This window comes from Streptomyces sp. NPDC047453 (genome assembly GCF_040643155.1).
Classification (GTDB): Bacteria; Actinomycetota; Actinomycetes; order Streptomycetales; family Streptomycetaceae; genus Streptomyces.
On sequence record NZ_JBEYTS010000004.1, the window covers coordinates 249,592 to 271,473 of the forward strand.

At 72.0% G+C, this 21,882-nt stretch carries 18 protein-coding genes; 10 read left to right on the forward strand and 8 right to left on the reverse strand.

Going from position 1 to position 21,882, the window contains the following annotated elements:
- Positions 1 to 7: 7 nt before the first annotated feature.
- On the reverse strand, positions 8 to 1,333 hold the full coding sequence (gene hisD, locus ABZ818_RS06685; RefSeq protein WP_361411617.1) for a histidinol dehydrogenase: 1,326 nt from the start codon (positions 1,331 to 1,333) through the stop codon (positions 8 to 10).
- 194 nt (positions 1,334 to 1,527) lie between these two features.
- On the opposite strand from hisD, the gene ABZ818_RS06690 reads away from it, so the two are divergent.
- The 4 genes from ABZ818_RS06690 (at position 1,528) to ybaK (ending at position 5,615) form a co-directional block, all read left to right on the forward strand.
- Positions 1,528 to 3,102, forward strand: a complete 1,575-nt coding sequence (locus ABZ818_RS06690; protein WP_361411619.1) for an oxidoreductase — start codon at positions 1,528 to 1,530, stop codon at positions 3,100 to 3,102.
- A gap of 190 nt (positions 3,103 to 3,292) precedes the next feature.
- Positions 3,293 to 4,339: a hypothetical protein gene (locus tag ABZ818_RS06695; protein ID WP_361411621.1), complete on the forward strand. Its 1,047-nt coding sequence runs from the start codon at positions 3,293 to 3,295 to the stop codon at positions 4,337 to 4,339.
- Positions 4,340 to 4,350: 11 nt separating this feature from the next.
- The gene (locus tag ABZ818_RS06700) at positions 4,351 to 5,091 is read left to right on the forward strand and encodes an LON peptidase substrate-binding domain-containing protein (RefSeq protein ID WP_361411623.1); all 741 of its coding nucleotides are present in this window, start codon (positions 4,351 to 4,353) and stop codon (positions 5,089 to 5,091) included.
- Positions 5,092 to 5,105: 14 nt separating this feature from the next.
- Positions 5,106 to 5,615, forward strand: a complete 510-nt coding sequence (gene ybaK, locus ABZ818_RS06705; RefSeq protein ID WP_361411625.1) for a Cys-tRNA(Pro) deacylase — start codon at positions 5,106 to 5,108, stop codon at positions 5,613 to 5,615.
- 97 nt (positions 5,616 to 5,712) lie between these two features.
- On the opposite strand, the gene ABZ818_RS06710 is transcribed toward ybaK, so the two are convergent.
- The 4 genes from ABZ818_RS06710 to ABZ818_RS06725 form a co-directional block, all read right to left on the reverse strand.
- A complete protein-coding gene (locus tag ABZ818_RS06710; protein WP_361411627.1) occupies positions 5,713 to 6,519 on the reverse strand; it encodes a hypothetical protein in 807 nt (268 codons plus the stop codon).
- A gap of 34 nt (positions 6,520 to 6,553) precedes the next feature.
- Positions 6,554 to 7,372 carry an ABC transporter permease gene (locus tag ABZ818_RS06715; RefSeq protein WP_361411629.1) on the reverse strand — a complete coding sequence of 273 codons (819 nt, stop codon included), beginning with the start codon at positions 7,370 to 7,372 and terminating at the stop codon, positions 6,554 to 6,556.
- A gap of 238 nt (positions 7,373 to 7,610) precedes the next feature.
- A complete protein-coding gene (locus ABZ818_RS06720; protein WP_361411671.1) occupies positions 7,611 to 8,585 on the reverse strand; it encodes an ABC transporter ATP-binding protein in 975 nt (324 codons plus the stop codon).
- A gap of 116 nt (positions 8,586 to 8,701) precedes the next feature.
- The gene (locus ABZ818_RS06725) at positions 8,702 to 9,916 is read right to left on the reverse strand and encodes an NYN domain-containing protein (protein ID WP_361411631.1); all 1,215 of its coding nucleotides are present in this window, start codon (positions 9,914 to 9,916) and stop codon (positions 8,702 to 8,704) included.
- 236 nt (positions 9,917 to 10,152) lie between these two features.
- On the opposite strand from ABZ818_RS06725, the gene ABZ818_RS06730 reads away from it, so the two are divergent.
- A complete protein-coding gene (locus tag ABZ818_RS06730) occupies positions 10,153 to 10,332 on the forward strand; it encodes a hypothetical protein (protein WP_361411633.1) in 180 nt (59 codons plus the stop codon).
- A gap of 83 nt (positions 10,333 to 10,415) precedes the next feature.
- Here the strand turns inward: ABZ818_RS06730 and dnaE are convergent, their stop codons facing one another.
- The gene (gene dnaE / locus ABZ818_RS06735) at positions 10,416 to 13,955 is read right to left on the reverse strand and encodes a DNA polymerase III subunit alpha (protein ID WP_361411635.1); all 3,540 of its coding nucleotides are present in this window, start codon (positions 13,953 to 13,955) and stop codon (positions 10,416 to 10,418) included.
- A 221-nt stretch (positions 13,956 to 14,176) separates the two neighbouring features.
- Here dnaE and ABZ818_RS06740 point away from each other — a divergent pair, with 221 nt between their 5' ends.
- The 4 genes from ABZ818_RS06740 to ABZ818_RS06755 all read left to right on the forward strand — a co-directional run bounded on the left by ABZ818_RS06740 (position 14,177) and on the right by ABZ818_RS06755 (position 18,936).
- On the forward strand, positions 14,177 to 15,493 hold the full coding sequence (locus ABZ818_RS06740; RefSeq protein WP_361411637.1) for a DUF2252 family protein: 1,317 nt from the start codon (positions 14,177 to 14,179) through the stop codon (positions 15,491 to 15,493).
- 69 nt (positions 15,494 to 15,562) lie between these two features.
- Entirely contained in the window at positions 15,563 to 16,261 is a 699-nt protein-coding gene (locus tag ABZ818_RS06745) for a hypothetical protein (protein ID WP_361411639.1), read from the forward strand.
- An 86-nt stretch (positions 16,262 to 16,347) separates the two neighbouring features.
- The gene (locus ABZ818_RS06750; protein ID WP_361411641.1) at positions 16,348 to 17,166 is read left to right on the forward strand and encodes a thioredoxin domain-containing protein; all 819 of its coding nucleotides are present in this window, start codon (positions 16,348 to 16,350) and stop codon (positions 17,164 to 17,166) included.
- A 108-nt stretch (positions 17,167 to 17,274) separates the two neighbouring features.
- Positions 17,275 to 18,936, forward strand: a complete 1,662-nt coding sequence (locus ABZ818_RS06755) for an alkaline phosphatase D family protein (protein WP_361411643.1) — start codon at positions 17,275 to 17,277, stop codon at positions 18,934 to 18,936.
- A gap of 29 nt (positions 18,937 to 18,965) precedes the next feature.
- On the opposite strand, the gene ABZ818_RS06760 is transcribed toward ABZ818_RS06755, so the two are convergent.
- Positions 18,966 to 19,544, reverse strand: a complete 579-nt coding sequence (locus ABZ818_RS06760) for a dienelactone hydrolase family protein (RefSeq protein WP_361411645.1) — start codon at positions 19,542 to 19,544, stop codon at positions 18,966 to 18,968.
- Positions 19,545 to 19,693: 149 nt separating this feature from the next.
- Between ABZ818_RS06760 and ABZ818_RS06765 the strand changes: the two genes are divergently transcribed.
- Complete coding sequence (locus ABZ818_RS06765) at positions 19,694 to 20,785, forward strand: mechanosensitive ion channel domain-containing protein (protein ID WP_361411647.1); 1,092 nt, start codon at positions 19,694 to 19,696, stop codon at positions 20,783 to 20,785.
- Between the two features lie 159 nt (positions 20,786 to 20,944).
- On the opposite strand, the gene ABZ818_RS06770 is transcribed toward ABZ818_RS06765, so the two are convergent.
- Positions 20,945 to 21,685 (reverse strand): SDR family oxidoreductase, encoded by a 741-nt coding sequence (locus ABZ818_RS06770; protein ID WP_361411649.1) that lies wholly within the window; start codon positions 21,683 to 21,685, stop codon positions 20,945 to 20,947.
- Positions 21,686 to 21,882 lie beyond the last annotated feature (197 nt).

Sequence of the window (21,882 nt, forward strand, 5' to 3'; positions counted from 1 at the left end):
TTGCCGCTCACTTGCTCGTCGGTACCTTCCAGCCGAACCTCGCCTTGATCGCCGCGCCGTGCGCCGGGAGGTCCTCCGCCTCCGCCAGCGTCACCACGTGGTGGGCGACCTCGGCGAGGGCGTCCCGGGTGTAGTCCACGATGTGGATGCCGCGCAGGAAGGACTGGACGGACAGGCCCGAGGAGTGGCAGGCGCAGCCGCCGGTGGGGAGCACGTGGTTGGAACCGGCCGCGTAGTCGCCGAGCGAGACCGGCGCCCAGGGGCCGACGAAGACCGCTCCGGCGTTGCGCACCCGGTCGGCCACCGCCGCCGCGTCGGCCGTCTGGATCTCCAGGTGCTCGGCGCCGTAGGCGTCGACCACCTTCAGGCCCTCGTCGAGGCCGTCGACCAGGACGATCGCGGACTGCTTGCCGGACAGGGCCGGGCGGATCCGGTCCTCGACGTGCTTCGTCGCCGCGACCTGCGGCTCCAGCTCCTTCTCGACCGCGTCCGCGAGTTCCGCGGAGTCGGTGACCAGGACGGCGGCGGCCAGCGGGTCGTGCTCGGCCTGGCTGATCAGGTCGGAGGCGACGTGCACCGGGTCGGCGCCGGCGTCCGCGAGGATCGCGATCTCGGTGGGGCCGGCCTCGGTGTCGATGCCGATCTTGCCGGTGAAGTAGCGCTTGGCGGCGGCGACCCAGATGTTGCCGGGGCCGGTGACCATGTTCGCGGGCGGGCAGGACTCGGTGCCGTGGGCGAACATCGCGACGGCCTGGGCGCCGCCGGCCGCGTACACCTCGTCGACGCCGAGCAGGGCGCAGGCGGCGAGGATCGTCGGGTGCGGCAGCCCGCCGAACTCGGCCTGGGGCGGCGAGGCGAGCGCGATCGACTCGACGCCGGCCTCCTGGGCGGGCACGACGTTCATGACCACGGAGGACGGGTAGACCGACCGGCCGCCCGGCGCGTACAGCCCGACACGCTCGACGGGCACCCACTTCTCGGTCACCGAGCCGCCGGGCACCACCTGGGTGGTGTGCGTGGCGCGGCGCTGCTCGCGGTGGACGAGCCGGGCGCGCCGGACGGACTCCTCCAGGGCCGCGCGCACGTCCGGGTCGAGCTTCTCCAGCGCGTCCTGGAGCGCCTGCGCCGGGACCCGCACCGACTCCAGGCGTACACCGTCGAACTTCTCGGCGAAGTCGATCAGCGCCGCGTCCCCGCGATGATGCACGGCCTCGCAGATCGGGCGCACCTTCTCCAGGGCGACCGAGACGTCGAAGTCGGCTCGGGGCAGCAGGTCGCGCAGGGCGGGTCCCTCGGGGAGGGCGTCGCCGCGCAGATCGATTCGGGAGATCACGGTGTCAATTCTCTCAGACCGCGCGCGGGCACCGTCCGTCCGTATCAGTGGCTGATACAGAACGCCGTGTCAGTGGCTGGCACGGAACACGGAAGGTCCCCTTCACGTTTCGTGTTCAGAGCGTCACCGATCGGGCATGACCGGTTGTACGAAGCGTAGTCAACCAGCGAGTAGCCGGGGAGGGAGGGAGGATCGTGGCCGAGCGGGCCGGCGTCCACTCCGGGGACCTGTCCGACGACCTGACCGCCACCGAGGCGGGAATGTGGCAGGCCTTCCGCAACGGCAGCGTGTACGACCTGCGCAGCGGCGACGCCGCGGTGGACGATCCGCACGGCGGGCATCCGTGGGGGCCCGAGCGGACGGTGCGGGCACGCGTCGTCTGCTGGCTGCTGCTGGACGGGCCGCCCGCGCTCGCCGGGCGCGTGTCGTCGCTGAAGCTCCACGGCCTGCGGATCACGGGCGCCCTGGACCTCGCCGGGGGCGCGGTGCTGCCGTACATGGAGCTGAACGGCTGCCGGTTCGACCAGGAGGTCCTGCTGCCGGAGGCGCACTTCACCACCGTGCGGCTGGTGGACTGCGCGGTGCCGCGGCTGGAGGCGGCCCGTGTGCGCACCGAGGGCGACCTGCATCTGCCGCGCTGCCGGTTCACCGGCGGGATACGGCTGACCGACGCGCACATCGGCACGGACCTGCTGCTCAACCAGGCGGTCGTCCACCGGGACCGCGCCGGCCGCTCGATAGCCGCCGACGGGATGACGGTGGGCCAGGACCTCCAGGCGGAGCTGCTGGAGTCGTACGGCGAGTTCAGCCTGCGCAGCGCGAAGATCGGCGTGTCGCTGAGCCTGCGCGGCGCGCGGCTCGCCAACCCGCGGGAGCGGTTCGCGCTGAACGCGCCGCAGCTCACCGTGGAGCGCACCCTGTACCTCACCCCGGCGGGCGTCGGCGGACCGCTGAGCGGGGTGACGCCCGCGCACGGGACGCGGATTCAGCCGTTCGAGTGCCGGGGCGGGCTGCGCCTGGACGACGGGCGGTTCGGTGACGCGGTCGATCTTGAACGGGCCCGTTTCACCCTCACCGACGAGCAGGTGCTGTCGCTGCGCCGGGTGCAGACGCCGGAGCTGCGCTTCCTCGGGGAGCGTCCGCCGCGCGGGCAGGTGCTGCTGTCCGGGGCGCGGGTCGTCACCCTTGTCGACCGGGCGAGCAGCTGGCCCGCCCCGGGCAGCCTGCACATGGGCGGCTTCGCCTACGAGAACCTGGTGCCGCGGGGCCCGTTCCCGCTGACCGAGCGGCTGAACTGGGCGGCGGCGGCGACCGCCGAGTACAACCCGGAACCGTACGAGCGCCTTGCCGCCGTGCTGCGGGAGGCGGGCGAGGACGTGGACGCGCGCGAGGTGCTGCTCGCCAAGCAGCGCCGCCGCCGCGAGACCCTGCCGCTCGCCGCCAAGCTCGTCGGCTACCTCCAGGACTGGACGGTGGCCTACGGATACCGGCCCGGCCGGGCCGCGGTGTGGATGGCGGTGCTGTGGGCGGCCGGCTCGCTCGCCTTCGCGCGCGCGGGCCCGCCCCCGGCCGACCCCGGCAGCCACCCGGAGTGGAACCCCGCCCTGTTCGCCCTGGACCTGCTGCTGCCGGTCGTCGACCTGGGCCAGGCGGGCGAGTGGCAGCTGCGCGGCGGCTGGCAGTGGCTCGCCGCGGCACTGATCCTGCTCGGCTGGACCCTGGCCACGACGGTGGCGGCGGGCGCGACCCGGCTACTGCGGCGGAGCTAGGCGCTGCCGCGGCGGAGCCAGTGCGGTGAGCGGGTACGGCGGTTTCATGGAACCGGGCGTGGCGATCGGGGTGCCGGCGACGGGCGGCAGTTGTTGAAACCGTCACCTTTTACTTGACCTTGACTATCCGCCGTACAACTTTCCCCGCCTTGCCCGAACCCCCTGGCGCGTCCGCGACCTGCGTCTTTCAATGGTCGGCACCATGGCATCGCTGCCCGCTTTCATCCGCCCCACCCGGATGACAAGAACCGCCCCCGGCCCCGCGGCAGGCCTCACCGCCGCCGGGCTCCCCTCCGATGACGAGGTCCTCCTCGACGCACCGGACGAACCTCTCGGCCCGGCGCTGGTCGCCGCCGCCCAGGGCGCGTACCGGCCCGCCGCGGCGCTGCTCGCCGGCACCCGGGAGAGAGCCCGGTGGGAGGAACGCGACCGGTACGCGACGCGGCTGGCCGCCATCGCCCGCTCGCGCCCGGAGTGGCTGGACGCCTGGCGGGCCGCCGCCCCGCACGATCCGGACGCGCTGCTGGTCGCCGCCCAGCTCGCGGTCGACCGCGCCTGGCCCTCGCCCGCGCGGGCCGAGCTGCTGCGCGGGGTCAGCCCGCTGATCACGGCCGCCGCACGCGCCGACGACCGCGATCCGGTGCCGTGGCGGGTCGCGCTGGACCACGCGCGCGGCAGCCGCGCCGGGCACCGGTACTTCGAGGAGCTGTGGGAGGCCGCGGTCCGCCGCGCCCCGCACCACTACGGCTGCCATGTGGCCGCCCTGCGCTATCTGGCCGCCTCCTGGCACGGCTCGCACCGCGAGTGCTTCGACTTCGCCGACCTGGCCGCCCAGGACGCCCCGGCCGACTCGCTCGTCCAGGCGCTGCCCGCGCGGGCTGCGTTCGCCTATCTGACCGACGGCTGCGGGCCGCGGGTGCCGAGGGCCCGGCTGCACACGGCGGCCGACCGGGCGATCGCCTTCTCCGCCCGCTTCCCGGCGGCCGTGACCTGGCCCGCGGAGATCCGCAACCTGCTGACCTGCGTCCTGCTGCGGCTCGAACGCCACGAGGACGCCCTCGCGCAGCTGCGCCTGATCGGCCCGTACGCCACCTCCTTCCCCTGGGACCGATTGTCGGACGACCCCCTCGGCCTCTTCCTGAAACTGCGCGCCGGCCTGGGGTCGGTATCGCTCGCGCGGCCGTCCCGGCGCCCGCGATACGGGCTCGGCGGACGCGCCCGTCGCGGCGAGCATTAGGCTTTTGCGCCGTGACCACCGTCCGGCTTCCGCTCTTCCCCCTGAACACGGTGCTGTTCCCGGGGCTCGTGCTGCCCCTGAACGTCTTCGAGGAGCGCTACCGCGCCATGATGCGCGCGCTGCTGAAGACACCCGAGGACGAGCCGCGCCGGTTCGCCGTCGTGGCGATCCGCGACGGCCACGAAGTGGCCGTGAGCGCCCCGGGCATGCCCGATCCGACCGCACTGCCCGAACGCGGCCCCGCCGCCGGCTTCGGCCCCGATCCGGCCAAGGCCTTCCACTCCGTGGCCTGCGTGGCGGACGCGGCGACGATACGGGAGCGGGCCGACGGCTCCTTCGAGGTGCTGGCCACGGGCACCACCCGGGTCCGGCTGCTGTCGGTGGACGCCTCCGGTCCGTACCTCGTGGCGGAACTGCAGGAGCTGACCGAGGAGCCCGGCGACGAGGCGGGCGCGCTGGCCGAGGGGGTGCTGCGGTCCTTCCGCCAGTACCAGAAGCGGCTGGCGGGCGCGCGGGAGCGGTCGCTGTCGACCGCCGCGGAACTGCCGGACGAGCCGAGCGTGGTGTCGTACCTGGTGGCGGCGGCGATGATGCTCGACATTCCGACGAAGCAGCGGCTGCTCCAGGCGCCCGACGTCTCCTCCCGGCTGCGTGACGAACTGAAACTCCTTCGCGGGGAGACGGCGATCATCCGTAGTCTGCCGTCGTTGCCGGCCGCGGAGCTGACCCGCGGCCCGACGAGTCTCAACTGAAGGAACGGGTCGGGATGGCCAAGAAGGCGAAGAAGCAGCAGGAAAAAGGGGCGGGCGGCACCCCGGCGACGGTGGCGCTGACCGCGGCGGGCGTGCGCTACACCGTCCACTCCTACGACCACGACCCCTCCCACCCCTCCTACGGCGAGGAGGCGGCCGAGGCGATGGGCGTCTCCCCGGATCGGGTCTTCAAAACGCTGGTGGCGGACGTCGACGGCGCCCTGACGGTGGCCGTGGTGCCGGTCGCGGGCTCCCTGGACCTCAAGGCCCTGGCGGCCGCGGTCGGCGGCAAGCGGGCGGCGATGGCCGACCCGGCCCTCGCGGAACGCACCACCGGCTATGTCCGCGGCGGCATCTCCCCGCTCGGCCAGCGCAAGAGGCTCCCCACGGTCCTGGACGACTCGGCCCCGGCACACGCCACCATCTGCGTCTCGGCGGGCCGCCGCGGCCTTGAGGTGGAACTGTCCCCCGGCGACCTGGCGGGCCTCACGAACGCGACCCTCGCCCCGATCGGTCGCGCCTGACCGGCCCGGTCTCGCCCGCCCCCCGCGTCCGCGCCACACCCCGTCCGCCGGACAGACTCTGACCGGCTAGTGCTGCGACCGGAAAGGTTCACCCGCTCTAGGGCGCCGAGGACCCTCCGTGCGACCCGTGCCCAGGCGCACCGTCTCCGTGCGACCCGTGCCCATGTGCCCCGTCCCCGTGCACCGCAGGCCCGTACATCTCCGGGTCCCGCGGCCCGAACAGGGCCGTCAGCCCCAGGTGGACGAGCAGCGCGGCCAGCGACCAGGTCAGCAGCGCCCCCAGGGCCTCGAGCTTCAGCGGTGCCGGGAACGTCACCCCTTTGCCCACCGCCTTGGCGTGGGCGACCACGTCCTGCTCGGGCCCGAGCCACACCCCGAGCCGCCACGCCAGCAGCGACCCGAGCAGTCCTCCGACGCACAGGGCCACCACCAGCGGCACGCCTCCGCGCCGCCGCACCAGGAAGACGACCACCGCGCTCAGCACACCGAAGGCCAGGGCCAGCAGTGTGAACGTGCCGTCGACGCCGATCGCCTGCTCCCCCTCGGTGTCCCTGAGGTAGACGACCCAGTTGCTCCCGGACACATCGGCGATCAGCGGCACCCGGGGCGCCAGCCGCAGCCAGAGCAGTCCCAGCGGCACTCCGCAGAGGGCCACGGCGACCATGACGACGACGGCCTCCCGGATCTCGGCCGCCCAGCCCGGCCCATCCTGTTCGTACGCGCTCACCGGCCGGGCTCCGGCGGGCGGCACCTGCCAGGACTGCCAGGGCGAGACCGGCCCCGGCTTCGGGGCCTGCCCGGATCCCGATCCCGAGGACCCCGAGGACTCAGACGACTCTGAGGACCCGGAATGCTGTGAGGAGCGCCGGTGCGGCGGTGGTGGCGGAGTCAACGGAGCGGTCACCTTGTCATCGTGCCAGTTGCGGGGGACGGCCGCGTCACCGGACGGCGGCCCGGCGATAGGCCCAGGTGGCGACGGCCAGCGAGACCACCCCGACCCCGGCGCAGACGGCCATGTCACCGGCCACCAGGGCCCAGTCGGGACGGGCCGCGAAGGTGTGCGCGTAGGCCTCCACGCCGTACGTGGACGGCAGCAGGTCGCGCAGCAGCCGTACCGCCCCGGGCATGCGGTCGGGCGGCAGCACACCGAGCAGCAGCGCCGCCGACATGCCCAACTGACCCAGCAGGGTGGCCAGTTCCGGACGCGGGGCGAGCAGCCCGCAGGCCGCGCCGAGCCCGGAGAGCGCGGCACCGGCGAGCGGGATCACCACCACCAGCACCCACAGGTTGCCGAGCGGCAGCCCGAACAGCACGCACCCGAACACGGCGGTCACCAGCGTGCCCGGCACCGTGAAGGAGGCGTACGCGGCCGCCGCGCCCAGCACCACGGCCGCGGGCGGCACCGGCAGCGTCGCGTAGTGATCGAGCCCGCCGCTGGCCCGCAGTTGCCCGAAGTACTGGGCGAGCAGGTTCAGGGCGACGTAGGCGACGACGACGACCGAGGCGCCGGACACCACGAACCGGGCCTCGCTCCCGCCGCTGACCACGCCCCGCATCATGATCATGATGCCGACGGACTGGAAGGTCGCCACGAACAGCAGCGGGATCCGCGCCACCCGCGCCCGGGACAGCTGGGCCCGGTACACGGCGGCCAGCGACGGCCACAGCCGCGCCCGCGGCCCGAGCACGGCCGCCTCACCGCCGCCGTCCTGCACGGCCGTCGCGCCCGGCAGCACACCGGCGGGTACGACACTCACGTCGAACTGCTCCCTTTCCCTGCGGCAGCGCAAGCGGCCGGGTTACCGCCGGCAGCGAACGCGGCCGGCTCACCTGCTGCAGCGAACGACGCGGCCCGCTTGTCCGTGGCGGCGAACGCGGCCGGCGCGGCGGGCGCGGTCGCGCCTCCCGCACCGGACGGGTTCCCCCCGGCGCCCGCGTAGTCCTCCACGGATCCGTCGCTCCCCACGCTCATGCCGTTCACGCGGCTCATGCCGCTCATGCCTTCACCAGCCCCTGCCGGGCGGCGCCGCCCAGCGCCAGGTACACGTCCTCCAGGCTGGGCGTGGTCAGGGTGAAGTCGTCCAGGGCGGCGAAGGCGCCCCCGCCGGTGACCGTGGCGACGGCGGCGCGGGCCTCCTCGGGCGCCAGCCGCAGCGTCCAGCGGCGACCCGACTCCACGGCCCGCTCCCTGAGCACGGCGACCTCCGCCACTTCCAGGGGCGCCCGCTCCCGCCACACCAGCTCGACCCGCACCTCGCCGGAGACCCGCTCCTTGAGCCGGGCCGGGGTGTCGCAGGCGATGACCCGGCCCCGGTCCAGGACCGCGACCCGGTCCAGGACGGTCTCGGCCTCGATGACGTTGTGGGTGACCAGCACGACGGTAGTGCCGCGTTCGGCGCGCCGCCGGTCGACGGCGGACCACACCGCCCGCCGGGCCACCGGGTCCATCCCGGTGGTCGGCTCGTCGAGCACCAGCAGCGGGCGTTCGCCGACCAGCGCGGACGCGAAGCAGGCGAGCCGCCGCTGGCCGCCGGAGAGCTTCTTCAGCGGGCGCCCGGCGATCGGCGCGAGACCCAGCTCGTCGAGGACGGCGTCCCGCTCGGCCCGCGCCCGCCTGAGGTCCAGGCCGCGCAGCCGCCCGGTGGTCTCGGCGGCGAGCGAGACGGTCAGCTCGTCCAGGGCGGTGGACTCCTGCCCGAGGTACGCGAGGATCCGCGCGGCCCGCTCCGGGTGCGCCACGATGTCGTGGCCGAGGATCTCGACCGTGCCGCTGTCGGGGCGCAGCAGCCCGGTGAGCTGGCGTACGAGGGTGGACTTGCCGGCGCCGTTGGGTCCGAGCAGCCCGAAGATCTCGCCGCGCCGGACATCGAGCTCGACCGCGTCGGTGGCCAGCACCGCGGGCGTCCCGGGAGCGCCGCGCCGGCCGCGTACCGCGGGGTAGGTCCGGGTCAGTCCGCGCACCGCGCACACGACGTCGTCCCCGGGCCGAAGTGCCTGTGCCGTGCGCGTACTCACAAGGGACGAGGGTACGGGGTCGTGGAGCCCCACTCGCCCTCGGGGCGCCCCGAGCCGGCCCGGTCCGCGGTTCAGTCGCCGGCGGGAGCGCGCTCGGTGGACGTCCGTACGTCGATCTCCCGCCAGAACCCGGCCCGGATGGCGTACCGGTCGTGCTCGTCGATCTGGTCGTCCTTGTGCGCGAGCAGACCGAAGCGGGCGGCGTAGCGCAGCAGCTCGCCGTCGACGCGGTGCGGGATCCGGGGGTACATCGACGACAGTTTCTGAAGGTGCGCCTGGTCGCCCAGCCGGTCCACCCAGCGCCGGGCGAAGACCTGTCCCACCTCGTACGAGTCGCCGCCGACGGTCGTGATGTCCTCCTCCCGGTCCGCCCACCGCTGCTCGGCCGTCGTCAGCTGGGCGAGCGTCGGCATGGACGCGGCCTCGGGCGGCTCGGCGGGCAGGCCCGGCCGGTCCACCCAGCCCCGGTCCGAGGACCAGCGCAGGGTCGCCGTGGAGGGGTGCTGCGCGGACGGGGTGCCGGGGGCGCGCAGGGCGGCGAGGTCCTTGGGGGTGGGTACGCCTTTGGCGGCGGGCACCCGCTCCTCGGTGCCGCCGCGTCCCGCGGCGGCGGCCGGGTGCTGCCGCTGTTCGGCGGGGCCTTCGGCGGCCTGGGTGAGCGTGGACTCGGGCAGCGGCGCGGAGAGGATCGCGGCGATCTCGGGGCGGGGCGCGGGCGGTGGCGCGCAGATGCCGAGTTCCTTGGCACGCACGGCCTTGGTGATCCACGTACGGTCCAGCACGCGCCGCTCGTCGGCCTCGGCGACCAGGTCCTCGGACTGGTTGTAGTCGCCGTCGGCGGCCTGCACCGCCCACAGGTGGACGGCGACGCCGTGCTCCTTGGCGGCCATCATGCCGGGCAGCAGATCGCCGTCGCCGGTGACGAGGACGACGTCGGAGCAGGCGCGGTTGCGGGCCAGCTCGGTCAGCTCGGCATGCATCGCGGCGTCCACGCCCTTCTGCGCCCAGCGTCCGTCGCTGCGGGTGAGCGCGCCGAGCCGGACCGTGACCCGGGGCATCACGCGCAGCCGGCGGTGCTCGGGCTGCGGTACGCGGTCGGGCGCGCCGTCGAACCAGTAGATGCGGAGCAGGGGCCGCTCCGTGTCGGACTCGGCCTGTTCACGCAGCCCCTGCACAAGGGCGGTGTGGTCGACGGTGATCCGGGACCGTGACGGCTCCCCGGCGAGGAGACTGGCCGCGGCGCCCAGCAGATACCCGGCGTCCACCAGGACGATGCAGCGGTCCACGCGATCCACCCTCTTTCCGGGAGGTTGCTTCGGGATGTGCTTCGGGATGTGCTTCGAGTCTGCCCGACACGGCCGGGGTTAACGGCCCGAACTCGATCTTCGGCGTGGCGTTTCGGGCGCCCGCCCCCCGACGCCCCGCGTTACATACGGTAATTATCCAACATGCGTTCATTGTCGGCCTATGTGAATCTGGTCCCGGCCCTGGCCCCTAGATCCCCCACAGGAGGCTGATCACCATGGCCAAGAACCGCAAGCAGGACCGGAGCCGGCAGAAGGCGTCCGTGGCCGCGAACGGCCCGCAGGAGACGGAGCACTCCGCGTCGGAGTCGCAGCCCGAGCATCATGCCCCCGGGCCGCAGACAAGTCCGACTGCCATGGCCCGCAAGGGACGTCAGAAGCGCTTCGGCCACAACTGAGTCCGGCCCATGGGCTGTTGAACAAAGCGCGGTAATCGACGAGAGGGCGTACCCGATGCGCACGGGTACGCCCCTCGTTCATGTCAGCCGGCCAGGCAGGACGGGCCGAGCAGGACCTTCAGATCGCCGAACAACGCCGGATCCGGCTTGACCCGGTGCCGGTCCAGGCGCAGCACCGTCGTCTTGCTCGGCCCCTGGAGCTTGATGCGGACCTCGCTGTCGCCCTTGTGGTGGCTGAGGATCTCGCCGAGGCGGCTGACCATGGGCGGGGTCACCTTCAGTGCCGGGATGGTGAGGATCACCGGTGCGTTGCTCCCCGCGTTCGACAGGTCGGGGATCATCAGCTCCATCGCCACCAGGCGCGGCACGTCCTCCCGCTTGTCGAGGCGGCCCTTCACGAACACCACGGCGTCCTCGACGAGTTGGGTCGACACCAGCTGGTAGGTCGCCGGGAAGAACATGCACTCGATGGAGCCCGCCAGGTCCTCGACGGTGGCGATCGCCCAGGCGTTGCCCTGCTTGGTCATCTTGCGCTGGAGGCCGGAGATGATGCCGCCGATGGTGACGACCGCGCCGTCGGCGTGCTCGCCGCCGGTGAGCTGGGAGATACCCGCGTCCGCCTTGTCCGCGAGCACGTGCTCCAGGCCGAACAGCGGGTGGTCGGAGACGTAGAGGCCGAGCATCTCCCGCTCCTGGGCGAGCAGATACGTCTTGTCCCACTCCTCGGCGGAGAACTCCACGTCAAGACCGAAGCCGGGCTCGCCACTGGTCTCCTCGCCCATCCCGCCGAAGAGGTCGAACTGGCCCTCGGCCTCCTTGCGCTTGACCGCGACCACGTTGTCGATCATCGGCTCGTACTGCGCGGTGAGGCCCTTGCGGGTGTGCCCCATCTCGTCGAAGGCGCCCGCCTTGATCAGCGACTCCGTGGTGCGCTTGTTGCAGACCACCGCCTCGACCTTGTCGAGGTAGTCGGGGAACGAGGCGTACTTCCCCTTGGCCTTGCGGCACTTGATGATGGACTCGACGACGTTGGTGCCGACGTTGCGCACGGCGGACAGGCCGAAGAGGATCACGTCGTCGCCCTGCGCGGCGAAGTTCGACTGGGACTCGTTGACGTTGGGCGGGAGCACCCGGATGCCCATGCGGCGGCACTCGTTGAGGTAGACCGCCGACTTGTCCTTGTCGTCCTTGACGGAGGTCAGCAGGCCGGCCATGTACTCGGCGGGGTGGTTGGCCTTCAGATAGGCGGTCCAGTACGACACCAGGCCGTACGCGGCCGAGTGGGCCTTGTTGAACGCGTAGCCGGCGAAGGGGACCAGCACGTCCCACAGGGCCTGGATGGCCTCGTCGCTGAAGCCCTTCTTGCGGGCGCCGCCCTGGAAGATGACGAAGTTCTTCTCCAGTTCCTCCGGCTTCTTCTTGCCCATCACACGCCGCAGCACGTCAGCCTCGCCGAGCGAGTAGCCGGCGACGATCTGGGCGGCCTTCTGCACCTGCTCCTGGTAGACGATCAGGCCGTAGGTGACGTCCAGGACCTCCTTGAGCGGCTCCTCCAGCTCCGGGTGGATGGGCGTGATCTCCTGCTGGCCGTTCTTGCGCAGCGCGTAGTTGGTGTGGGAGTTCATGCCCATCGGGCCCGGGCGGTACAGGGCCGAGACGGCGGAGATGTCCTCGAAGTTGTCCGGCTTCATCAGACGCAGCAGGGAGCGCATCGGGCCGCCGTCGAACTGGAAGACGCCGAGGGTGTCGCCGCGCTGGAGCAGTTCGAAGGTCTTGGGGTCGTCCAGCTCCAGGCTGAGGAGATCGATGTCGATCCCCTTGTTGGACTTCACCATCTTCACGGCGTCGTCCATGATCGTCAGGTTGCGCAGGCCCAGGAAGTCCATCTTCAGCAGGCCGAGCGACTCGCAGCTCGGGTAGTCCCACTGCGTGATGGTCACGCCGTCGGTGTGCCTCACCCAGACCGGGACGTGCTCGGTGATGGTCTCGCTGGACATGATCACGCCGGCCGCGTGCACGCCCATCTGCCGCACCAGGCCCTCCACACCGCGCGCGGTGTCGATGACCTTCTTCACGTCCGGCTCGTTCTCGTACATCGAGCGGACCTCGCCCGCCTCCGAGTAGCGGGGGTGCTCGGAGTCGGTGATGCCGGACAGCGGGATGCCCTTGCCGAGGACGTCGGCAGGCATGGCCTTGGTGATGCGGTCGCCCATCGCGTACGGGTAGCCCAGCACGCGCGCGGAGTCCTTGATCGCGTTCTTGGCCTTGATGGTGCCGTAGGTGCCGATCATGGCGACCTTGTCGGCGCCGTACTTCTCGGTCACGTACCGGATCACTTCGACGCGCCGACGCTCGTCGAAGTCGATGTCGACGTCGGGCATCGAGATGCGCTCGGGGTTGAGGAACCGCTCGAAGATCAGACCGTGCGGGATCGGGTCGAGGTCGGTGATGCCGAGCGCGTAGGCGACGATCGAGCCGGCCGCGGAGCCTCGGCCGGGGCCGACCGCGATGCCGTTGTTCTTGGCCCACATGATGAAGTCGGCGACCACGAGGAAGTAGCCCGGGAACCCCATCTGGATGATGACGTCCATCTCGTACTCGACCTGCTTCTGGCGGTCGTCGGGGATGCCGCCGGGGAAGCGGCGCTCCATGCCGCGGCGGACCTCCTCCTTGAACCAGGTGACCTCGGTGTAGCCCTCGGGGATGTCGAACTTGGGCATGAGGTCGCGCTTCTCGAACATGCCGGTGGTGTCGACCATCTCGGCGACCAGGAGCGTGTTGGCGCAGCCCTCCTGCCAGGCGTCCGAGGAGTCGATGGCGTACATCTCCTCGGTGGACTTCAGGTAGTAGCCGGTGCCGTCGAACTTGAAGCGGTCGGGGTCGGAGAGGTTCTTGCCGGTCTGGATGCACAGCAGGGCGTCGTGGGCGCCGGCCTCGTGCGCGTAGGTGTAGTGCGAGTCGTTGGTGACCAGGGGCGGGATGCCGAGCTTCTTGCCGATCTCCAGGAGGCCGTCGCGGACCTTGCGCTCGATGTCGATGCCGTGGTCCATCAGCTCCAGGAAGTAACGGTCCTTGCCGAAGATGTCCTGGTAGTCGGCGGCGGCCTTCAGGGCCTCGTCGAAGTGGCCGAGGCGCAGCCGGGTCTGGACCTCGCCGGAGGGGCAGCCGGTGGAGGCGACGATGCCCTCGGACCACTGGGCGATCGTCTCCTTGTCCATCCGGGGCCACTTCTGGAGCCAGCCCTCGGCGTAGGCGTCCGAGGAGAGGCGGAAGATGTTGTGCAGGCCGGTCCTGTTCACCGCCCACATCGTCTTGTGGGTGTAACCGCCGGAACCGGAGATGTCGTCCCGCTTCTGGTGCGGCTGACCCCATAGGATCTTGCGCTTGTTGCGCCGGGACTCAGGGGCGACATACGCCTCGATCCCGATGATCGGGGTGACTCCGGCCTTCTTCGCGGAGTGGAAGAAGTCGTACGCCCCGTGGAGGTTGCCGTGGTCGGACATGGCGATGTGCGTCATGCCCATCTCGTTACAGGCGTTGAACATGTCCTTCAGCCGCGCGGCACCGTCCAGCAGCGAGTACTGGGTATGGACGTGCAGGTGCGTGAACGGCGGCTTCGACACGGTTCGGCCTCCATGGACAACATAGACGACGTGCTGCGGACAGTCCGGGGGACAGCGTCGAAGTCTATGCCCCGGCACTGACACGCGGCCGTGTTTGCGCCGTACCTTCAGGCGGGTCAGCACGGGCACTCCACCGCACCGCCGGACGTTGGTGTGGTGGAACGCCCAAGCCGGACCCACTCCACACGTCATGCACCACCTGCACCAGGAGGCACTCCGCGATGTCGGTCCCCCAGCTCAGCGACGAGCAGCGCGGCAAGGAGATCATCGCCGTCCTCGACACCGCCTTCGGCGAGCTCCTGGCCGACGATCCGGCCGGGTACGGCATGAGGCTGCGGAGGATGGCGGCCTCGGCCCTCGCGTTCCACCGGGGCACGGCCTGTCTCTTCCACCACGACCTGGACGCCGACCGGCGCGGCGGACCCTACCTGGACGACCGCACCTCGCGCGTGTGGATCCACGGCGACCTGCACACGGAGAGCTTCGGCACCTACATGGACGCCGACGGCCGGCTGGTCTTCAGCGCCACCGGCTTCGACGAGGCCTACGTCGGCCCCTTCACCCGGGACCTCAAGCGGTTCGCCGCCTCCCTCGCCCTCGTCGGGTACGCCAAGGCGCTCAGTGACGACCGGATCACCGAGCTGGTGACGCTCTACGCGACCGCCTACCGCGACCGGATCCACGCCCTGGCCACCGGCGCCAAGAGCGACGAGGTGCCGCCCTTCACGCTGGACACCGCCGACGGCCCCCTTCTGGACACGCTGCGTGACGCCCGTTCGCTGACCCGTGCCGGACTGCTGGAGTCGATGACCGAGATCCGCGACTTCGAGCGCCGCTTCGCGCCCGGCGGTGGCACGGTCGAGCTGGACGCCGCCACCCGCTACAAGGTCCTCGCGGCCTTCGACGGCTATCTGGAGACCCTGCCGGAGGCGTCGCTGGCCCGCCCGGAGTCCTACCGCGTCAAGGACGTCGTCGGCCGCCACGGAATCGGCCCGGCCGGACTGTCGTACGACATCCTCCTGGAGGGCCACAGCGACGCCCTGGAGCACGACGTGGTGATCTCCATCCAGCGGGCCGGAACCGCGGCGGCCGCCCGGCACATCACGGACCAGGCGATCCACGACCACTTCCGGCACGAGGGCCACCGCACGGTGGTCTGCCGGCGCGCCCTCCAGGCGCACACCGACCCGTGGCTGGGCTGGACCGAGCTGGACGGCGCGGGCCGGCTGGTCACCGAGGTCTCGCCGTACGCCGTGGACCTGGACTGGGACCACGTCGACGACCCGGAGGAGATCGCGCAGGTGGTCGCCGACCTGGGCCGGGCCACGGCCGCCATGCACGCGGCGGCGGACGACACCTCGGGCGAGTCGCTGGTGCCGTTCTCCACCGAGCGGGCCATCGACGCGGCGATCGCGGGCGACGAGGAGGGCTTCGCGCCGCTGCTCGTCGACTTCGCGCACGCCTACGGCGCACGCGCGCGTGACGACCACCGCATCTTCGTGGACCTGCTCCGCAACGGAGGGATTCCGGGTCTGTGACGGATGGGCCGCACACAGGAACCCTTTAGGGGTCCCTTACCGGCCCACATGACAGACTCTTGTCTCGCTATGGACATATCCGGGACCAAACTCAGAGCCGTGCGCGCGGCGCTGTTCACGGCCGTGGTCGTGACGCTCAGCACCGCGTCGCACGTGCTGCTGTCACGGATCCCGCTGCCGCTGAACACGGTGGCCGCGGTCGCGGTCGCCGTGTTCCTGCTCTCCTACGCCCTGGCCGGCCGCGAGCGCGGCTTCGGGCGGATCGCTGCCCTGCTGGTCCCGCTGGAGCTGGCCGCCGACACCGTCTTCACCACCGGCCAGCACCTCTGCTACGGCCCCGCGGGCGGCCCGGTCGCCGGTCCCCTGCGCTCGGTCGGCTTCGACGTGCTGTGCGGCGGGCACACCGACGTCGGCACCCCGCTGGCCCAGATGACCGGCACCGACACCGGCAGGCTGACCGCCCTGCTCGCACACGCCGACCCGGCCACGGCCTGGCTGCTGCTGGCCGCGCACGTCGGCGTCGGCCTGGTCGCGGCCGGCTGGCTGCGCCGCGGCGAGCGGGCGCTCGCCCAGTTGCTGTGCGCGGTGGCCGCCACGACCTTCCGGCCGCTGCTGCTCGCGGTGGCGGCGGTCACGGTGCGCGGCGCCCGCTCGGTGGGCCGGCCGACGCGTCCCGCGCCGCGGATCGCCGCGCTGCGCGCCCGCATCCTCGTGCACTCCCTGGGACGGCGCGGACCGCCGTGCCCGGACGCCCTCGCGCTCGTCTGAGCGACTCCCCCGGGCGCCCCGAGCACGACCAGTCCCTCATTCGCACCCCGCGCACGAAGCTGCGCGTCCCACAGGAGAACACCATCATGAGCAAGCGGAACAGCCAGTCGGCGAAGACGGCGGCCCGGGAGCGGCTGCGCGCCGAGCGCGAGCGCGACGCCAAGCGAGCCAAGGTCAAGCGGCAGATAACCGTGGCCGCCGCGGTCGTGGTCGTGCTGGCGGCGGCCGGCGGCATCGGCTACGCCGTCGTCCAGGCCAACAAGCCCAGCCACTGGGAGGCCGTGAAGGACGAGAAGGTCGTCGCCCCGGCCAACACCACCGGCACCGACGGCACGACCGTGGTCATCGGCAAGAGCTCGGCCCAGAAGACCCTCAAGATCTACGAGGACCCGCGCTGCCCGATCTGCGGCCAGTTCGAGGAGACCGTCGGCGCGACCGTCAAGAAGGACGTCGACGACGGCAAGTTCAAGCTCCAGTACATCGGCGGCACCTTCATCGACAACCACGACAACGGCGAGGGCTCCAAGAACTCGATGAGCGCGATGGGCGCCGCGCTCAACGTCAGCCCCGAGGCGTTCCTCGAGTACAAGGCCGCGCTGTACTCGAAGCAGTGGCACCCGGAGGAGACCGACGACAAGTTCAAGAGCGACGACTACCTCATCAAGGTGGCGGACACCGTGCCGGCCCTGAAGGGCAACGCGTCGTTCCGCAACGACGTCAAGAGCGGCAAGTACGACGCCTGGGCCGTCGCGATGTCGAAGACCTTCGACACCAACAAGGACGGTGTGGACGGCACCCCGAGCCTGGTCATGGACGGCAAGAAGGTGACCACGCCCGGCACCCAGAACCCGCCGATGACGGTGGACGAGTTCAACGCGGCGGTGGACGCGGCCCTCAAGGGCTGATCCCCGGGCGGGCGGCAGCGCCGCCGCCGTAAATCCCGTGCGAAGAGCGGGCGAACCTTTTCCGGTTCGCCCGCTCTTCGCACTTACCGGTCAGTAATCTGATCGCCCGTGACCAGTCGACAGAACCACCCCGAGAGCGCCGACCCACCGGTCGCGCGCCGCCGTACGTTCGTCAAGGCCGCGGCGGCAGGCGCCGTGCTGGCGGGCCCGCTCGCCGCCGCGCTGCCCGCACGCGCCGCCACCGGTGCGCCCGCCTTCCTGCACGGCGTCGCCTCCGGCGATCCGCTGCCGGACGGCATCCTGCTGTGGACGCGGGTGACCCCCGTCCCCGAGGCGGAACCCGGCTCCGGGCTCGGCCCGGACACCGAGGTGCGCTGGGCGGTCGCCAGGGACAGGGGGTTCACCGACGTCGTCGCCGAGGGCTCGACCACCGCGACGGCCGCCTCCGACCACACCGTCAAGGCCGACGTCCGAGGGCTGCGCCCGGCCACCGACTACTGGTTCCGCTTCTCGGCCGGGGGCACCGACTCCCCCATCGCCCGCACCCGCACCGCGCCCGCCGCCGACGCCGCCGACGCCAACCTTCGCTTCGGCGTGGTCTCCTGTGCCAACTGGGAGGCCGGCCACTTCGCGGCCTACCGCCACCTCGCGGCCCGTAGGGACCTCGACGCCTGGCTGCACCTCGGCGACTACATCTACGAGTACGAGTCCGGGGAGTTCGCGGCCCGCGGCAGGGCGGTGCGGCCGCACGTCCCCGCGCACGAGATCCTCACCCTCGCCGACTACCGCACCCGGCACGCGACGTACAAGACCGACCCCGATCTGCGGGCGCTGCACCACAGCGCCCCGGTCATCGCCATCTGGGACGACCACGAGTTCGCGGACAACGCCTGGTCGGGCGGCGCGGTCAACCACACCGAGGGCGCCGAGGGGACCTGGACCGCCCGCGCGGCGGCCGCCCGGCAGGCCTACTTCGAGTGGATGCCGGTGCGCACGGCGGTCGAGGGCACCACCTACCGGCGGCTGCGCTTCGGCAAGCTGGCCGATCTGTCCCTGCTGGACCTGCGTTCCTTCCGCTCGCAGCAGGCCGCCACGGGCAGCGGCTCGGTCGACAATCCGGACCGCACGATCACCGGCCGCCCCCAACTCGACTGGCTCAAGGCCGGTTTGAAGGCGTCGGACACCACCTGGCGGCTGGTCGGCAACTCGGTGATGATCGCGCCGTTCGCCATCGGCGCGCTCTCCGCGGACCTGCTGAGGCCGCTGGCCGAGCTGCTCGGGCTGCCGCGGGAGGGCCTGGCCGTCAACACCGACCAGTGGGACGGCTACACCGACGACCGCCGCGAACTGCTGGCCCATCTGCGCGCGAACGCCATCCGCAACACCGTCTTCCTGACCGGCGACATCCACATGGCGTGGGCCAACGACGTCCCGGTGGACGCCGGCACGTACCCGCTGTCGGCGTCCGCCGCCACGGAGTTCGTGGTCACCTCGGTGACCTCCGACAACCTCGACGACTTCGTCAAGGTTCCCGAGGGCACGGTCTCGGCGATCGCCGCACCGGTGATCCGCGCCGCCAACCGGCACGTCCACTGGGTCGACACCGACCGCCACGGCTACGGCGTGCTGGACCTGACCGCCGACCGCGCGCAGATGGACTACTACGTGCTGTCCGACCGCACCAGCCCGAACGCGACCTCGGCCTGGACCCGTTCGTACCGCACACGCAGCGGCACGCAGAAGGTCGAGCGCACCTACGATCCGGTCTGAGCCCTGGTCGGCAGCCCTGGCCGACAGCCCTAGTCGGCTTCGAGCTCGGCGAGGAAGCCGAGCGCCACCCGCCAGGTGGCCTCGGCGGCATCCTCGTCGTAGTCCGGCAGGTCGGGGTCGGTGTAGAGGTGACCGGCCCCGGCGTAGCGGTAGACCTCCACGTCGGCGCCGGTCCGGCCCATCTGGAGGTACCAGGCGCTCAGCCAGTCGTCCGGCTCGAACGGGTCGGGCTCGGCCACGTGCAGCTGGACGGGCAGGCCCTCGGCGCTCGCGTTCGGCGCGACGTCCGAGGTGCCGTGCAGCAGGAGCAGTCCGCGGGCCTTGTCGTCGCCGAGGGCGAGCGTCTGCGCGGTGGCGGCCCCGAACGAGAACCCGGCGTAGACCAGGCCCCGCTCAGAGTAGGGCGCCGCGGCCAGTACCGCCCGCTTGAGCAGCTCGTCCTTGCCGATCGATTCCTGGCAGGCCCTGCCCTCCTCGACGGTGTCGAACGTACGGCCCTCGAAGAGATCCGGCGTCCACACCTCGTGCCCGGAGGCACGCAGCCGGTCCGCGGCCTGGCGTACCGCGGGTCTGAGGCCGTAGGTCGAGTGGAAGAGCACGATGTTCATGGGCCCATGGTGCCAGCCGGGCAGGACGGCGTCGGCCCACCGCGATGCGCGTCCGCCCGAAGAGAGTCTCGTCACACCACCCCCGCCCTACCCGCGATCTTCACGTCCACACATGTTCACACCGCGCGTCGCAGGTTAGGTTCGCAGGCATGGAGAACGTACTCCGCCCTCTGATCGTTGTCGGCGGCTCGGTCGTCCTCACACTGGTCATCGGCTGGGCCATCGACCTGCTGCTGCGCAAGGCCGACGAACGGCACCCCGACAAACCGTTGTGGGGCCTGCTGCGCCGTGCCCGCGTCCCCTACCAGCTCGTGCTGTGCGCCGCCCTGCTGCGCGGCTCCTACGACCAGACCCAGTTGCTGGAGCAGCACCGGGTCGGCGTCGGACGGACGCTGACCCTGGTGCTGATCGGCTCGGCGGCCTGGCTGGTGATCCGGATCGCGGGGGCCATCGTCGAGACCTCGTACACGCGCTACGCCAACGCCCGGGCGCACCGGGATCCGGCCCGGGTGCGGCGGGTGCGCACCCAGGTCGAGCTGATCATGCGCGTGGTCTCGGCGGTGGTCATCGTGGTGGCGGCGGCCTCGATGCTGCTGACCTTCCCGGCGATGCGCGCGGCCGGTGCCTCGCTGCTGGCCTCGGCCGGCCTCCTCGGCATCGTCGCCGGTGTCGCCGCGCAGTCCACGCTGAGCAACATGTTCGCGGGGCTGCAGATCGCCTTCGGCGACATGGTGCGGATCGGCGACACCGTGGTCGTCAACGGCGAGTGGGGCTCGGTCGAGGAGATCACGCTGACCTTCCTGACGGTACGGACCTGGGACGAGCGCCGGATCACCATGCCGGTGTCGTACTTCACGTCCAACCCGTTCGAGAACTGGTCGCGCGGCACCCCGCAGATGACCGGCACCGTCTTCTTCCACCTCGACCACCGCGCGCCGATGGACGCGATGCGCGAGAAGCTGCGCGACATCCTGCGCGAGTGCCCGGCCTGGGACGGCCGCGCCTACAACCTGGTGGTCACGGACACGACGCCGACCACGATGCAGGTACGGGCGCTGGTGACGGCGAAGGACGCCGACGACATCTGGACGGTACGGGTCGTGGTCCGCGAGCAGATGCTCCGCTGGCTCTCCGAGCACCACCCCTACGCCCTCCCCCGCGTCACCACGGCCAACGCCGCACCACCCCACGACGGCACGCCCCACCCCGCCTTCAACAATTCCCAAACAGCCTCCGGCTGATCACCCGGCCCGCGCAGACCGGGTGGGCCGGTCCGGCGTCCGGGTCGCGGGCTCCCCCGGTCGGTAGGTGTGCGCTGCCGGGAGCGGGTTCGGGCGCCGCGGAGCGGTCGTGTTGATCGTCTGCCGCCGGGTGGGACGGGCCGTGGCCGCACCGCGGGGTCAGTGGCCGCGTTCTGCGCCGCCGTTCACCTGGATGATCTGGGAGGTGATGTGGGCGGCGGACGGGGAGGCGAGCCAGTGGAGGGTGGCCGCGACGTCGCCCGGGGTGCCGGGGCGGCCGGTGGAGGTCTCGGCGACGAGCCGTTCGCGGCGGGCGTCGTCCATCGCGTCGCCGAAGAAGTCGGTGTCCTCGACGTACCCGGGCGCGACCAGGTTCACCGTGATCCCGCGCGGACCCAACTGGCGGGCCAGATCGTGGGCGTAGGGATGCAGGGCGGCCTTGGAGGCGGCGTAGGCGCCGCTGCCCGAACCCCGGTAGGCGGCGATGGAGCTGAGGAACAGCACCCGGCCGCCCGGTTCGGCGAGCCGCTCCTTGAGGGCCTCCGTGAGCAGCACGGCGGTCAGGGTGTTGATCCGGAAGTTGACCAACCAGTTGTCGGCGACGAGGTCGAGCGGATCCTCCCGCTCCACCCGCGGCTCCAGCCGCCCCGACCCTCCGGCGCTGTGGATCAGCACGTCCACCGCCCCGAGCTCGTCGGCCACGAACCGGGCGACCGACCGCACCCCGGCCACGTCGCCCACGTCCGCGGCGAACGTCAGCGCGCCCGGCACCCCGGCCCTGTGCAGCACCTCGCCCCGCCGCCCGAGCAGCAGCACCCGGTCCCCGTCGGCCGCGAAGGTCCGCGCCGCGGCGAGTCCGATCCCCGTTCCGCCCCCGCTGATGACGACGTTGCGACTCATGGTCACGAGCGTACCGAGACGGCACCGGCCGGTCCCGTACGCCGAGCGCGGCTCACCGCAGACTACGTACGTCCAGGTGGCGCAGTACCCGGTCCACGATCTCCGGGTCGGCCCCCGGCTCCCGGCGCGCCGCCAGTACCTCGTGCCGCGCCGCGCTCAGCATCTCGCTCTGGATCCGCCGCAACCGCTTCAGCCGC

Coding starts and splice junctions, on each gene's coding strand:
- ybaK (WP_361411625.1), top strand. CDS start 5,106: ATGGCCAAGAAGGCGAAGAAGCAGCAGGAAAAAGGGGCGGGCGGCACC.
- ABZ818_RS06745 (WP_361411639.1), top strand. CDS start 15,563: ATGGACATATCCGGGACCAAACTCAGAGCCGTGCGCGCGGCGCTGTTC.
- ABZ818_RS06695 (WP_361411621.1), top strand. CDS start 3,293: ATGGTCGGCACCATGGCATCGCTGCCCGCTTTCATCCGCCCCACCCGG.
- ABZ818_RS06765 (WP_361411647.1), top strand. CDS start 19,694: ATGGAGAACGTACTCCGCCCTCTGATCGTTGTCGGCGGCTCGGTCGTC.
- ABZ818_RS06770 (WP_361411649.1), bottom strand. CDS start 21,685: ATGAGTCGCAACGTCGTCATCAGCGGGGGCGGAACGGGGATCGGACTC.
- ABZ818_RS06740 (WP_361411637.1), top strand. CDS start 14,177: ATGTCGGTCCCCCAGCTCAGCGACGAGCAGCGCGGCAAGGAGATCATC.
- ABZ818_RS06750 (WP_361411641.1), top strand. CDS start 16,348: ATGAGCAAGCGGAACAGCCAGTCGGCGAAGACGGCGGCCCGGGAGCGG.
- ABZ818_RS06760 (WP_361411645.1), bottom strand. CDS start 19,544: ATGAACATCGTGCTCTTCCACTCGACCTACGGCCTCAGACCCGCGGTA.
- ABZ818_RS06730 (WP_361411633.1), top strand. CDS start 10,153: ATGGCCAAGAACCGCAAGCAGGACCGGAGCCGGCAGAAGGCGTCCGTG.